This is a genomic window from Paenibacillus sp. alder61, from assembly GCF_020179875.1.
Taxonomy (GTDB): domain Bacteria; phylum Bacillota; class Bacilli; order Paenibacillales; family Paenibacillaceae; genus Fontibacillus; species Fontibacillus faecis.
In genome coordinates this window covers 12217-26714 of sequence record NZ_JAIUDG010000003.1, presented here as the reverse complement: position 1 = coordinate 26714, position 14498 = coordinate 12217, and the positions used below count along the sequence as shown (strand labels likewise).

13 protein-coding genes are annotated in these 14498 nt (G+C 55.6%); 11 read left to right on the top strand and 2 right to left on the bottom strand.

All coding sequences use genetic code 11. The annotated features are described in order from the left end of the window. Positions 1 to 301: 301 nt before the first annotated feature. Genes LBW89_RS03735 through LBW89_RS03720 form a run of 4 tightly spaced genes read left to right on the top strand, consistent with a single transcriptional unit; the run spans position 302 to position 6545 of the window. Positions 302 to 1807: a TROVE domain-containing protein gene (locus LBW89_RS03735; RefSeq protein WP_225038520.1), complete on the top strand. Its 1506-nt coding sequence runs from the start codon at positions 302 to 304 to the stop codon at positions 1805 to 1807. 6 nt (positions 1808 to 1813) lie between these two features. Next, positions 1814 to 2611 carry a nucleotidyltransferase domain-containing protein gene (locus LBW89_RS03730; RefSeq protein WP_225038519.1) on the top strand — a complete coding sequence of 266 codons (798 nt, stop codon included), beginning with the start codon at positions 1814 to 1816 and terminating at the stop codon, positions 2609 to 2611. A gap of 46 nt (positions 2612 to 2657) precedes the next feature. Beyond that, positions 2658 to 3926 carry a class I SAM-dependent methyltransferase gene (locus LBW89_RS03725; RefSeq protein WP_225038518.1) on the top strand — a complete coding sequence of 423 codons (1269 nt, stop codon included), beginning with the start codon at positions 2658 to 2660 and terminating at the stop codon, positions 3924 to 3926. A 3-nt stretch (positions 3927 to 3929) separates the two neighbouring features. Next, complete coding sequence (locus LBW89_RS03720; RefSeq protein WP_225038517.1) at positions 3930 to 6545, top strand: metallophosphoesterase; 2616 nt, start codon at positions 3930 to 3932, stop codon at positions 6543 to 6545. A 503-nt stretch (positions 6546 to 7048) separates the two neighbouring features. On the opposite strand, the gene mscL is transcribed toward LBW89_RS03720, so the two are convergent. Beyond that, complete coding sequence (gene mscL, locus LBW89_RS03715; protein ID WP_148455062.1) at positions 7049 to 7441, bottom strand: large conductance mechanosensitive channel protein MscL; 393 nt, start codon at positions 7439 to 7441, stop codon at positions 7049 to 7051. Between the two features lie 73 nt (positions 7442 to 7514). Here mscL and LBW89_RS03710 point away from each other — a divergent pair, with 73 nt between their 5' ends. The 7 genes from LBW89_RS03710 to LBW89_RS03680 all read left to right on the top strand — a co-directional run bounded on the left by LBW89_RS03710 (position 7515) and on the right by LBW89_RS03680 (position 13197). Beyond that, positions 7515 to 7688: a hypothetical protein gene (locus LBW89_RS03710; RefSeq protein WP_225038516.1), complete on the top strand. Its 174-nt coding sequence runs from the start codon at positions 7515 to 7517 to the stop codon at positions 7686 to 7688. 286 nt (positions 7689 to 7974) lie between these two features. Beyond that, positions 7975 to 8529: an RNA 2'-phosphotransferase gene (locus LBW89_RS03705; protein ID WP_225038673.1), complete on the top strand. Its 555-nt coding sequence runs from the start codon at positions 7975 to 7977 to the stop codon at positions 8527 to 8529. Positions 8530 to 8588: 59 nt separating this feature from the next. Beyond that, positions 8589 to 9506, top strand: coding sequence for an ATP-grasp domain-containing protein (locus LBW89_RS03700; RefSeq protein WP_225038515.1), 918 nt, complete (start codon positions 8589 to 8591; stop codon positions 9504 to 9506). Positions 9507 to 9514: 8 nt separating this feature from the next. Then, complete coding sequence (locus LBW89_RS03695) at positions 9515 to 10390, top strand: ADP-ribosylglycohydrolase family protein (RefSeq protein WP_225038514.1); 876 nt, start codon at positions 9515 to 9517, stop codon at positions 10388 to 10390. An 89-nt stretch (positions 10391 to 10479) separates the two neighbouring features. After that, on the top strand, positions 10480 to 11202 hold the full coding sequence (locus tag LBW89_RS03690) for a LytR/AlgR family response regulator transcription factor (RefSeq protein ID WP_148455068.1): 723 nt from the start codon (positions 10480 to 10482) through the stop codon (positions 11200 to 11202). Further along, positions 11199 to 12569 carry an ATP-binding protein gene (locus LBW89_RS03685; RefSeq protein WP_225038513.1) on the top strand — a complete coding sequence of 457 codons (1371 nt, stop codon included), beginning with the start codon at positions 11199 to 11201 and terminating at the stop codon, positions 12567 to 12569. The genes LBW89_RS03690 and LBW89_RS03685 overlap by 4 nt, the downstream gene beginning before the upstream one ends. Positions 12570 to 12660: 91 nt before the next feature. Further along, a complete protein-coding gene (locus tag LBW89_RS03680) occupies positions 12661 to 13197 on the top strand; it encodes a hypothetical protein (RefSeq protein ID WP_225038512.1) in 537 nt (178 codons plus the stop codon). 108 nt (positions 13198 to 13305) lie between these two features. Here the strand turns inward: LBW89_RS03680 and LBW89_RS03675 are convergent, their stop codons facing one another. Continuing rightward, on the bottom strand, positions 13306 to 14451 hold the full coding sequence (locus LBW89_RS03675) for a DUF4261 domain-containing protein (RefSeq protein ID WP_225038511.1): 1146 nt from the start codon (positions 14449 to 14451) through the stop codon (positions 13306 to 13308). Between the last annotated feature and the right edge of the window lie 47 nt (positions 14452 to 14498).

The window sequence follows — 14498 nt, the reverse complement described above, 5'->3', positions numbered from 1 at the left end:
CGCGAGGCGCCTGAGAGGGTTACTTCGACTAATTAGGGATTAGTAATGATCGTGCCGGAGGGCACAGCAGCCTTCTCAACAAGCTTTCTTCCTCGCGCACCCGTTCCCAGCACATCTAAATAATACCGGTGAGGCGCCGGGGCGGGTTACTTCGCCATCCAAGCGCACTTATGGAATTACCGGGCTTTACGGCAGGTTCGACTCCTGCACCGAACCCGCCCCTCTTTTTCCTCACCGGTGTTATCTAAATATTCCGTTGGGCGTCATTGCACTCACACACGGATATAGGAGGTTATTTAAAATGAGTTTCGCCCAAAAATTGTTCGGTCCGTTCAGACCGACCACTCGCAACAAAGATCATTATCCCGCTTATACGCGGTCTGCGGAGGAACAGTACCTGCAGACTTTGCTGACCAATACGATGAGCAATACGTTTTATGCCGATCAAAAAGAACTCCTGAGCGATGCCGAGCAGCTCCACCATGAAATGGCGGCGGCCAACCCGACGTTTATGGCAAAAGCGCTCGTGTTCGCCCGCAACACCGGCCTGATGCGTCTGCAGCCGATCTTCGGCTTGGCGGTGCTCTCGGCCTACCGGCCCGATTTGTTCGCCAAGGTGTTCCCGCAGGTCGTGCGAATTCCTTCCGACCTGTTCGACTTCCTGACCATTCTCAAGGGTCAGGGCCGGGGCGAGGGCGGCCGCGCGGTCAAGCGCCAGGTGAACCAGTTCCTGGCCGGCGTCAGCGAATACTGGGCCGTCAAATACAACGGCCGCGGCCGCGGCTACAGCCTGGGCGACGTGATCGCCACGGCCCATCCGAAGCCGGCGGACTTGAAGCAGCAGGCGCTGTTCCGGTACCTGCGCGGCTGGGAGGCCGACCTCGAGCTGCTGCCGCAGGTGGCGGCGCTGGAGCGGCTGAAGCGCGCCGCGAGCGAAAGCGAGCAGATCGAGTGGATCGGCCGCGGCAAGCTTCCGTACGAGACGGTTACCGGCGCGATTCAGCCGACCAAGGCCGTGTGGGAGGCATTGCTGTACCAGATGCCGACCTTTGCGCTGCTCCGCCACCTGAACGCCCTGCAGCGTGCGGGCGTCCTGGACGACAAGCGGAACCTGGACTACGTCATCGCGCGGTTCAACGATGAAGAGGCGCTGCGCAAGGCGCGCATCCTGCCGTTCCGGTTCGCGACGGCGTTCCGTCAGGTCGAGCATCCCGATCTGCGCGATGCGCTGCGGGACGCGGTGGACCTGACCTTCGGCAACCTGCCGGATTTGGGTGAGGACACGGCGATTTTCCTGGACATCTCCGGCTCGATGGAGGGACAATATCTGGAGACCGGTTCGGTATTTGCCCTGGCCCTGTATAAGAAGACGCGGGGGAACTCGCTGTTCTGGCTGTTCAACCACGAGGTCCGCGACGCGAGACCTTCGAAGCGCGACAGCATACTCGGCCAGGCGCAGCATATCCGCGCCAGCGGCGGGACCGATACCGGTGCCCCCGTGCGCAAGCTGCTCCTGGAGCGCAAGCGGGTGGACCAGATCATCATCATTACGGATGAGCATCAAAACACCGGCAGCCCGTTCTACCGGGAACTGGCCCAGTACCGTGCCGCCATCAACCCGGAAGTCAAGGCGTTCATCGTGGACATCGCTCCTTACCGGTACGCGATGGTGCCGGAAATGGACCGCAACACCTTTTACATCTACGGTTGGAGCGACACGGTCCTGTCCTACATTGCCCAGACGCTGCAAGGCTACGCGTCCATGACGAAGCAGGTGGATGCCATGGATCTCGACAAGAAGGAGTGATCCCCTATGACTCAGGAACCGTCCGAATTCCGCCCCGTCATCCTGAACGAGCTTCGGCGCATTGAAGAGCAGGAAGGGGTTCGTATTCTGTACGCATGCGAATCGGGAAGCCGCGCTTGGGGCTTCCCTTCGCGGGACAGCGACTATGATGTCCGTTTTCTTTATATCCGGCCTTTGGACTGGTACCTATCCATTTTTGAGGGACGGGATGTGATCGAGCGGCCGATCAGCGACCAACTGGACATCAACGGCTGGGATTTGAAGAAGGCCTTGAGGCTATTCCGCAAATCCAACCCTCCCTTATTGGAATGGCTGCATTCTCCGATACAATATTTGGAGCCCTATTCCGTGGCGGAGCAGATCCGCCGCATATCGCCGCTGACGTTTTCGCCGAAATCATGCATATACCATTATCTCAACATGGCGAAAGGGAATTTCCGGGGATATCTGCAAGGGGAACGGGTGAAGATCAAGAAGTATTTCTACGTACTGCGGCCGGTGCTCGCCTGCGGCTGGATCGAGAAGCACAATACGATGCCTCCGGTGGAGTTCGATAAGCTGGTGGAGGACTTGATCCCGCCGGAAAGCGCACTGATGGATGCGGTTCAACGCCTGCTGGCCCGCAAAAAAGCCGGGGAAGAGCTTGATTTGGAGCCTAAGTTGACCGCCATCCACGAATATTTGGAGGAGCGCTTGAATTACTTTGAGGAGGCGGCCGCCCAATTCAGGACGGAACCGTCGCAGCTCGAAGACGAGCGGTTGGACGTCCTCTTTCGCTCCGCCTTGCGCGAGGTATGGGCGTAGAGGCGGGCAACCGCGTACCTATTTTCACATTGGAAGAAGGTTCATTATGGCTATCCTACAGGTTACATCCACGAATCCGAAGTTTTCATTTTTGATCAAGAAAAATCCGCAATCTGGCATGCAGCTGCGCTCGGTTCGCAAAGGGACGGCGTACGGCTGGTATAGCGGTGAACAGACCTTTAACGTGTATTTTAAAGACGCGGACAACGATATTTCGTATAAGCAGCATGAGGGGGAGACTTTCGAGTACCTGAACGTGTCGAGATACAATACGCCGCTGTTTCCGCTGAACGCGATCGGCGAGTTCTTTTCCGCTCCGTTAAAAGCGCGGCATGAGCAGGATACGGAGGGGTATGAGCATACCTTTTTCATCAATATGATTCATATCGAACGGTTGCCGTATATCGATTTTTTCAAGAAGCACTTGCAGGATTTCTCATTCGAAATCACCCACCGGGCGCACAAAAGCTATGCCCTGACCGTGAGGACGCACAAAAGTCTGTACCAGCTCCTTCACGCGGTGAGCGTATTGTGCTTGTTCCTGTCGATGTTCGGCAATGAGCACGTGGATATTTCGGACAGCATTCTGGACAAATACATCAAGAGCCTCCAAGTGATCGACGCGCCGTTTTACATTCGGAGCTTGTTCGTACGGAATTTTCTGGCTTCCCGGGACCGGTTCAAAAAATACAAGGCGGAGCTCGAGAAGACGGACCGCTACAGCATTCGCTTTGCTTTTGGCGGCACGGCGCTGCAGCGGCGGAACTACATCGGAAGCGCGCTCGCTTTTGACAAGTCGATTCTCGACGTGGGCTGCGGGGAAGGATTCTATGCGATTCCTTTTGCCGGGAAAATCGAAGGCAGCTATTACGCGGTCGATATCAACGAGGAGCTGTTGGAGCAAGTCCAGCGGAAGGCCGCGCGAAAAGAGCTGGACAATATCATTACGTTCGCCTCGATCGATCTTTTTCTGGAGAGCTATAACGGGGAACGGGTCGATGTGATTTTGACCGAGGTCATCGAGCATATGAGCCAGGAGGAAGCGGAGCGACTGATCCGGCAAATCTGCGAAAAGGTGGATTTCGACCGGTTGATCATCACGACGCCGAATGCCGACTTTAACCGCTATTATGAGTTGGAGGGCTTCCGGCACGACGATCACAAATGGGAGCTGGGCGGAGCTTCGTTCCAGGCCTGGATCGGCGATCTGTTGAAGCGCTTCGCGAACTTGCAGTATGAATTTGTGGCCATCGGCGACGAGGTCGACGGGATCACCACGACCCAAGGGGTTATTTTGAAGAGAGAGGGGGCCTGATCCATGGAGATCCGGACGAAGGTTCATACGGTTTTTATGCTGATCGGCTCTACCGAATGCGGCAAAACCACGTTCGCCAAGGAAGTGTTGGTTCCGGGGCTGCGGTTTGAAGATCGGGACAAAAGCATCAAGGCCAACGTGCAATATCTGTCCTCCGACCAGATTCGCCAGGAGGTGCTCGGCCATGATTACGACAAGTACGATCAAGTGATGCTGGAGGCCAGCGAGCAGGCGTTTCATCTTCTGTTCGAGCGGTTGAACATGGCGACTTCTTTTCCGGTCAATGCGGAGTTCGTGGTGGTCGATACCACCGGGTTGTCCGAGGATTTCCGGGCCAAAGTGAAGGACATCGCCTATCGGAACAATTACAATCTGGAAGCGATCGTGTTCGATTACCGGAAGCGGGACGATTACTACGCCTCGGAGCGCTCGAAGAAGCTCATTACCAACCATATCAACCGGCTGAGAAAAGAGGTCCTGGGCTCGCTGGCCCGGGAAGGGTACGACAAAATCCATAAGGTGCGGGCTAAGGATTTTTACCGGCCCGAGGAAGGGAAGGCGAATCCGGAATACCGCGTCGTCGTTGAAAACTTGGAGGATTATCTGGGCGGCGTTCTCCCGCAGGATCAGCAGTATATTATCATCGGCGACGTCCATGAATGTGTGGGCGATTTGCAGGGGTTGCTGCGCGACCACGGTTTCCGGCTGGAGGACGGCAAGTTGTCGGCGCCCGAGCGATTGCGGCAGACGAAGATGGTCCTCGTGGGGGACTGGATCGACAAAGGTCGGCAAACGAAGGAAATCATCGAGTTCCTTTACGAAAACCGGGAGCACTTCTACTTTGTGCTCGGCAACCATGAAAATTTTGTGGGCAAATATTTGAACGGGGAAATTCAGGGCGCCGATCGTGAGCTGGTTCGCTCGTATTTCGACTCGACTGAGGTATTGCGCGGTGATGCGGAACTTCTGGAAAAATTCCGGCATTTGGTGTCGCTGTCGAAGCCGTTTTACCGGTATGTCGGGGTGCAAGGTCCTTCGTTTTATGTCACCCATGCACCGTGCCGGAAAAAATACATCGGGAAGCTGGACACGAACTCGGCGCGGCACCAGCGGAATTTCCGGATCGACCGGGAGGCTCCGCTCGAGGAGCAGCTGGCCTTTCTGGAGGAGGAAGCGGTGTCCAATCATCCGTACCATGTGTTCGGACATATTGCGGCGAAGCAGCCGTTTCGCATCCGCAACAAAATCCATATCGATACCGGCAGCGTCCACGGGAATCAGTTGACTTCGGTCAGCATCTCGTACAAACCGTTCCTGAAGTCCCGCAAGTCCGCCCAGGCGGTCATCGGGGGAGGGGAAGAGCTGAAGACGCTGTTCAAGCGGGAGCGGAAGGTGTCGGTGGCGGACCTGGAAGAAGACGAAATCCGTCGGCTGCATTACTGCTCGCGGCATAAGGTCAACTTTATCTCCGGGACGATGTCGCCGGCCGATAAGGACGAAGCGAGCGGCGAGCTGGAGTCTCTGGAGCGCGGACTGGCTTATTTCAGGGACCGCGGCGTAACGCAAGTCGTACTGCAGCCCAAATATATGGGCTCGAGATGCAATGTGTATCTGCATAAGGAGCCGGAGCGTTGCTTTGCCGTCAGCCGGAATGGATACAAGATCAATCAGGTGGACTTGTCGGAGATCTTCGGCAAGCTGTTGCGGAAGTTCGGCGCCTATATGGAGGAACGTCAGATTGCCATGCTTATGCTGGACGGGGAGCTCCTGCCGTGGAAGGCGCTGGGCGAAGGGCTGATCGACCGGCAGTTTAAGCCGATCGGGGCAGCGCTGGAATCCGAGCTTGCGTTCCTGCGGCAAAACGGTTTCGAGCAGGCGTTCGGGAAGCTGCTGGAGGACTATGAGGCGAGCGGCTTTGAACAGGACCAGTTCAGGGCCTCGAAGTCCGACCTGAGCGACAAGTACGGTCCGAGCGTGTACCAGAACTACAAGCATGTTCATGAGCTCCGCGACACCTACGTCGCGCTGGAAGAACACGTCCAAGCTTACGAGACCTATAAGCGTCAGTTGGAATGGTATGCGGCGGACGGCGAAGGCGAAGTGGAGTTGGAGTCGGTGCTGGAGTACAAACCGTTTGCCCTGCTCAAAATCGTCTACGAGGACGGGCGGGAGCAATTGCCGGATTGGACGACGTCCGACATGTACGGGTTCCTGTCGGAGGACGAAGCGCTGGCGCTGGACTTGTCGGTGCCGGACAGTCTGGAGCAAGCGGAGCGGTACTTCGCCGAACTGACGCTGGAGAAGCATATGGAGGGCGTCGTTATCAAACCGGAGGTATGGACCGGCGCCACCGTGCCTTATATGAAGGTGCGGAACCCCGAGTACCTGTCCATCATCTACGGCTACGACTACCGGTTCCCGCACAAGTACCGCAAGCTGCTCAAGCAAAAGAACATCAGCCAGAAGCTGCGCGCCTCGCTGAACGAGTACCGGCTCGGGATGAGCCTGCTGGGCGTTCCTTTCGCCGACATTGCCCCCGGGCACACGGCGTATCAGGAAATCGCCGCCAACCTGCTGTTTGAAGTGGCGCAGGAGAAAGCCATCGATCCGCGGCTGTAATGACGATGCACAAGAGCCTGAACCGCCGGGAGGGGGTTCAGGCTCTTTTTGGCGCATCCGTGCCGCTCTGAATATTATTAACGGGAAAACCTCCCGTTAATTTTCCGCTCTTGGGCGTTGGATTCGAAATAGATGGAAAAGTTCCATCTATTTTACGCCAAACCGCCGAGATACATTGGTTTCGGCTAAATTAGCGGGAGGTTTTCCAGCTAATTCGACTTTGCAGCCAAATAGGCCCAATTTAACGGGAGGAAATCCCGTTAGTTGGGACTATGGCTCCGCAAAACGGGTTAGTCACCTCGTTAACGGGAGGGAGTGCCGCTAGCCGGGATACTTGTCCCGCAAGACGGGGAGTCACTCATGATGATCGGAGGGATTCCCGTTAGCTGGGCGCTGGTACTGGGTACTGGCTACTGGGTGATAATTCATGGCTTCCTGTATCCCCAGCCGGCGCTCCGGCGCCTCCGGATTCATTTGGTTGGCGGCCTGCTCGTTGTTTGGACTTACGCCCCGGTTTGCCCTTGCTGTTTCAACAGATCGCGGATTTCCGCGAGCAGCGCTTCCTCCTTGGACGGTTCGGGCGGGGCTTCCGGCTTCGGCGCCTCTTCCTTCCGTTTGAACCTGTTGAGTCCTTTCACAAACAGGAAAATGGAGAAAGAGATAATGAAGAAATCGATGACGGTCTGCAAAAAAGCGCCGTACAACAATTTCGTTTCCCCGTATTGAAAGATCAGGTCCTTGAAGTCGATGCCGCCCATCAAAATCCCGAATAGGGGCATCAGCATGTCATTGACCAGGGAAGTTACGATTTTTCCGAAAGCGCCCCCGATAATGACCCCGATGGCCAAATCGAGGACGTTGCCCTTCAGGGCGAAGGCTTTAAACTCTTTCCACATTCTAGTAAACCCACCTTTTTTCATATATTACAGGCAGTATACCATATAAGGTGTAGGGGAGAAATCCATAGCCATGGCGGAACGGACAGGACGGTCCCTTTGCGGATGTAAGGAAGGTGGCGCATACGGCGACCACTGTCTCTTGTTGAAGCTGGGCGGAGGAATAGCGGTCTTTTGCGCCGTTATTTTGTCGAATTTGGCTGATCGGAGGAAAATAGCGGCCTTTTGGGCGCTTATTTTGGGGTAAAACGGGCCAAAACCTGATTTTGGGGCCGGTGAGAGGGAAATAAGGCCTTTTTTGACCGCTATTTTGCTCGCGGAGCCGAATTTGGCCGAAATAGCGCCTCAAAAGACCGTTATTTGCGGCGGGGAACGAAAGTGCAGCGGGAGCGGGACGACAAAAAGATCCGCCGCATGACCTCCCGGTACAGGGGAGTTATAATGCAATCAAGGATAGGTTGGTAGAATCCGCCAACGGAACAATCAACAGAACAATCGCAGCACAACCAACAGAACGAAGGGGGGTGAACATGATGCTGGATTCAAATTCGGAGAAAGGGCTCAGCAAGCTGATGAGCAAAATGCTCCGCCATACCCCGGAGGAATTCGGCCTCCAGCTGAGTCCCGAAGACGGGGCGTGCGCGATGGACGCGTTTCTCCAGGCGGTCACGGCCCAGCGGCGGTGGTCCTGGGTTCGGCGCGAAGATGTGGAGCAGGTCGTCCGCAACTCCGATAAGCAGCGTTACATCATCGAGAATGACCGCATTCGGGCCAGATACGGCCACAGTCACACTCGGGTGCAGTACGCTCCGGCCGAGCCTCCCGCCGTGTTATACCACGGAACGAACCGGAAGGCGCTCCCGGCCATACTCCAGGAAGGACTTCGCCCGATGACGCGGCAATATGTCCATCTGTCGGAAGGGACGCATTTCGCCACGCTGGCGGGGAGCCGCCGAGGAGAGCTAGTCATCCTCCGGATCAATACGCAAAAAGCGAGGGAGGCGGGCGTGAGCTTTTACTTCGCCGGGAATGAAGTATGGCTGGCCGATCGGATCCCGCCGGGATGCTGCGAAATGGGCGGAACCTAGCCGTTCCGCGGACCGCGGCGGATTTTACCCATGACATAACTGCGGAGGTTGTACGGAAAATGAAATTTGTGTTTTGTTCGGACCCTTTGGATGAAAAGGCTCCGGACATGGAGTACTTGCGGGAATATGAAACCGCCCGCGGGCTTGGCGCGGACGTCTATTTGATCTCTTTGGAGGAGCTGCTGGAGGGCGGCGCGGAACGGGCGGTCCGGCGCCTGCCCGTTTTTGAAACGCGGGAAGTGTTTGTATACCGGGGCTGGATGCTGAAGCCGGATGATTACGAGCGCCTTTATCAGGCTCTATCGGACAAGAACGCCATCCTGATCAATTCGCCCGAGGAATACAGGAATGGGCATGAATTCCCTTATGCTTACGAAGCCATTAAGGCGGTGACCCCTTTCAGTATATGGGTTCCCAAGGAGGAGCTAAACGAGGGTTTGACCCCGCTCTTTGAAAAAATGGACGTCTTCGGGAACAAGCCCGTTCTGGTCAAGGATTATGTCAAATCAAGAAAGCACGAGTGGGAGGACGCCTGCTTCATTCCGGACGCCTCGGATCGGGAGGAGGTCCGCAGAGTCGCGGGGAATTTCCTCAACCGTCAAGGCACGGAGCTTAACGGGGGACTTGTCATCCGGGAGTTTGTGGCTCTCGCCGGACTAGGCGTGCATCCGAAGAGCGGGATGCCGCTGGCCCAGGAGTACCGGTTGTTTTTTCTGGATCATCAAATAATCGCCTGCATGGACTATTGGGATGAAGCGGCTTATGAACACGAAAGCCGGGCTGATGTGACGCTCGCCCCTTTCCTGAAGGTGGCCGAGAGGATCGAGAGCCGTTTTTTCACAATGGACCTGGCCAAGACAGCCGGCGGGGAATGGCTGGTGATCGAGGTAGGCGACGGACAGGTTTCCGGCCTGCCGATTCAGGCGGATGCGGCGCATTTTTATAGAGCAATCATAGAAGGATTGGCGAAGGGGTGAGGGAAGAGATGCGTATTGACAGCAGAATTAAAGGCGGAATATACGGCGTGGCCGTCGGGGATGCTCTTGGCGGAACGACCGAATTTATGAGTGCCGGCGAAATTCGGGCGCAATACGGGTATTTGCAGGAGATCATCGGGGGCGGAGTTTGGGGGCTCGCGCCCGGAGAAGTTACGGACGACACCATGATGACGTTATGCGTCGCCGAAGGGATTTTGCAAAACCCGGCAGACCCGGAGGAGCAGATCGGGCGTTTTTTTCTGGAGTGGTACCAATCCCGGCCGAAAGATATCGGAAACATTATCCGTCACGTTTTTGAACACTACGAGGACAGTTGGAAGGAGGCCGCTTTCTATGCGCACGTGGATCTCGGACAAAGCGGCGGGAACGGCTCTTTGATGAGATGCTTGCCCGTAGCTTTGGCCTACAGGGAACCGGCCGATATCGACAAGGTGACGGTGATGCAATCGCGGATGACGCATTATGATCCACGGTGCAATGAAGCCTGCGTCATCTATAACCGGATCGCTTACCGCTTGCTGTGCGGGGAAGAGCTCGGAGACGCCATCCGGCGCGAGGCCGCCTGGACGGACTACGAAGGGCTGATCGAACGGGAGCCCGATTGCGAACCGAGCGGGTTTGTGGTGCATACGTTTCGCTGGGTACTGCATATTTTGCTGACGGCTCCGGATTTCGGCGCCGTAGTCGAGCGGGCCGCCAACCTTGGCGGGGATTCCGACACGATCGGAGCGATCGCGGGCGGACTGGCCGGGATTTATTTCGGTTACGAAGGCATTCCGTCAAAATATACGGAAGCGATCTTGATCAAAGAACGGTTGGAGAGGGTTGCAAGCCGGTTGGCACAGTTAAGAGGTGCGCTGTAAACAATACGGCGAATTTCCTGAATTTCCTAAAATTAGGGCTATGAGATCCGAAATATATATCTAAAGAATATTAGAGATGAGTGACCGGAATGCTATCTATCGCCATTTGCGACGACCAGGCCCTGGATTGCCTCAAGTTTTCGGGAAAGGTTCGCGCTATTTTGCAAGAAGCGGGTGTTGCCCATAACATTAAGCAATTCCTATCGGGGGCGGCTTTAATGGAGTCGGCGTGCGCGTTCGATCTTGTTTTTTTGGACATCAAAATGGAGCGGTTGGACGGATTAACGACCGCCGCCTTGATGAGAAAAAGGAACCGGCCTTTTCTGCTCGTATTTATTACGGCTTACCGGGAATATGTTTACGAGGCCTTCGACGTAGAGGCCTTTCATTATCTCGTCAAGCCTGTCGACGACGGAAAGCTGGCCAAGGTGCTTCTGGCGGCGGTTGATAAATGCTTGAACGGCGAGAGGGAAGAAGGGTATATGGTCGTAACCCGAAACCGGGAGGCCATAAAACTGGCTTTGGACGATGTGATTTACTTTGAAATTAGCGGGCGCGTGATCAAAGCACACTGCAGCAATCGCGTGGTGGAATACTACGATCAGATTGGCGCTTTAGAGGAGAGACTCATCGGGCGGAGCTTTTTTAGATGTCACAAGAGCTTCCTTATTCATCTAAAGCATGTAGTGAGTTTCGACAAACATGAAATTCTGATGGACAACGGGGACAGGGTCTTACTGTCCAAACGCCGATACAAAGAGTTTACGGAAGCGCTTCTGAAATATTTGAAAAAAGAAGGCGGCATGATATGAGCTTCTGGTTCTTCGCCAAATGCCTTGTGTTAGGCCTTTACGGAGTTGGAATTTTCCTTTTTTGCCACAGGGTGCTCGGGACCAAGGGTTCGCCAAGAACAGCGGCCGTCGTGCTGGTCCTGTATGAAATCGGCTTTGATTACTTGCTTCTGAACAGAGTGCTCGGCGTAAATTATTTTGTGGCGGTGACCTGCTCCTGGTTGGGACTGCTGCTGCTGATCCAGCTCTTGTTTAGAGGCAACCCCGCTCAGAAGCTGGCTATAGCTATGGTGTTATACGTCATTCAACAGCTTACCGCGTATGCGGTTGTTCCACTGCTGACACGAAGTGTGGATGTGATGTTTGATCACTATGATGCGGTGACGCCATATTATATCAATTACTGGATCAGCACGCTTCGCTATGTGGTCTGCCTTGCTCTTCTCCATGTCATTTCCCGTCGTTGCTCCGCTTTGGGCGGCAATCTTCCGCACCGAATTTCCGCGCTTCTGCTGCTTCCCATGGCTTTTATCGTGCTGGCGTTGGAATTAGCGGCGTATGTATTCAACACCAAACAGTTTTTTCATCTGCTCTACGTATACAAAGCTGACCCGCTGCCACTGTGGTTTTTCCAGTTTGCCGATCCGGCCGTGCTGTTCCTGCTATCCGGACTTGGCCTTGCGGCAAGCTTGAAGCTCGTCTTCGGGACCGACCACGCGATGGTTCAGCTCATGAACGAGCAGCGCCTGGCCTTGCAGATAGCGCATTATCAGGCTCTGGAGAACCAGCACAAGGAATTGCGGCATATCCGGCACGATATGAAAAATCATGTGATCAGTCTCATGGGTTTGCTGGAAGACCACCGTGTGAACGCCGCCCAAGTCTATTTGAACCGCCTATCCGAAAAAAGCGGGTTGCTGGCGGATTACGCAACAACCGGGAACCCCGTTGCCGATGCGATATTATACGTTAAAGGGCAGGAGGCAAGGGAGCATGGCATCGATTTTCAATGCGACCTGCACGGGCCTGGGCTTTCCGGGATCGCGGATTTTGATCTTAGCGTCATGCTGGGCAATGCGCTGGATAATGCCATAGAGGCTTGCAACCGGATCAAGCAGCCGGATCGGCAGAAATTTGTTCGGATTCAGACCGGGGCCGCCAAGCACTTTTTTATATTGGAAATCAGGAACAGTATGGAATACGCAAGGGACCCGTCCGCGGTTCTATTAACCCGTAAGGTCCCAGCCGCATGGCACGGCATGGGAATGGCCGGCATGAAAGCCATGGTGGAGAAGTATCGGGGGACGATGAATATCGAGTTGCAGCCCGGGGTGTTCTGCCTCTCCCTCATGCTGCCCTTGGCGAACGGGCAGGCCGACCGTTCATGACATGCAGGCGGCCGGTTATGACGGGATGCTTTAGTTTCCTTCCTTTTTCGTCGAACATAATCGTAGATTTTGTTGAAAGGAGGGACTTGGAATGAGTATTTTACCAGCCGGCGTCATGCAGGGATTGATGAGAGCATCCTCTTCCATGAAAATGGCGGATGCGTCCATGGGGGTATATCGTTGGGCGAAAGACAGCAAACAATATGACATCATGGACAGAGCGGCGGGCTATGCCTCCGTCTCCATGAAGGAGGCCGAGGCCCACAGCGAAGAGGCCGGGAAAGCGCTGGAGAAAGACCAGCGGGAGAAGCGGGCTAAGGAAAAAGCGGAGCGCGAAGCGGCGCTCGAAAAACATCGCCAGGAGGCGGCGGCCGCCCGGGAAGCGGAGATGCGGAGGCAAAACGCAGGCAAGCCGGAGGCCGTGGACAACGGCGGTACCGGACAAGCGGAGCAGAGCCTGCCTGGCGGCCCGTCCTCTACCGAAGGGGGCATGCCGACGGGGGGATGGACGACCGCGCCTGCGGTTCAACCGGCGGCCGTTTCTACGGCATCCGACGTGAAAACCTACACCCCGCAAGGAACGGTACAGTCCGTGTCCGCCGAGCCGAGCATTTCATTCCGAGTGTGACGGCCGTCCTGGGTCAGCAGACCGTTTCTCGCAAATGAAAAAAACCGCCTTTAAGCGGTTTTTTTCATGCCAATTCCTTCAGGTACCCATCATTTATCTGAAGTTCACCTAAAACTGAATCTTCAGGCTTTCCCCTTCCACATAGACCCCTTCCGAGCGGGTGATCGGCAGCTTCTCTTCCTCCGAAAAGCCGATGGTTTCCCCATCCCGCAAAGTGACATTCTGCTCAACGACATAAAGAGAAATATCGATCAAGAAGTCGCGGAGCTCGGCCGGCGTCGTTGGGCTGTCCAGCACCTCGATCTCATCCTTGCCGAAGGCCTTCAGCCCGCAAGTATAACCGCTGAGGCCTTTTTCGCTTCCGACCAGGCCGAAGTGGACCAGGTTCATCAGAGGGACGGTATCCTCGGTTTTCAAGAGCTCCGCCATATCCAAATAGAACCGGGGTTCGAACACGGTGCCGGACATGTAGAGGCCGACCGCATTCGGGAGCTTAAGGCAGCTGGCGGCCAGCTTCGCGTACAACTTGCCGCTGTCGATCGGAGAGCCCGACTTGCTGAACACGGCAACGATGATCTGAGCGACATGGGTCGCGGTAACCTCGGCCGCCTCCCGCCACAGGTAGTTCCCCTGTGCGTAAAAATCGGCTTCCCCATCCGGGATGGGGGCATCGATAAAACTCAGCGCGAGCATGCAGCCCTCCGCCTCAAAAACGAGAATCCCCTCTTTTTCCCCGGCGGCTTGCGGCTCATCTTCATCGGCCGCGGAGGTGGAGATATTCCAATCCTGCAGGAGATTCGCTTTAATCTGCTCCATATCGCATTCGGTGGAATTCAACAGGACGAAGCCGTTGAAAACCCCCGATTTATCCTCCTCCTGCTTCTGAACCCCATCGGAACTTTCCCCGGCCTGCGCCCGGGCCTGCTCTATTTCGGCCGCCCGCTGCATCCAGTAAGCGCGGATCATCTCCACCATGGCGATGGCGTCCTCCTCGGCGGTAGCGGGGTTGTAAGGCTGCATCTCGCTGAAAATATGACCGCAATGCTCCGTGTCGGCCGGGCTTTCATAGCCGCCGCAGACGCCCAGGAGCCATTTGCCGAACAGATTCTTTTTGTACTTGAATATGTAATAGTGCATGTCGTGGCGGTCGAATTCCCCCGCGATTTCGATTTTGGCCGGCTCCTTCCCGAGCTCGTTTTCGTGCGCCAGCCAATCCACCATGGATTGCAGGGCCGCTTGCCGTTGGGCTGTCATAAATTCCTCTCCCTTGCATGAAAAATAGGTGCTTAAAGGTACATTCT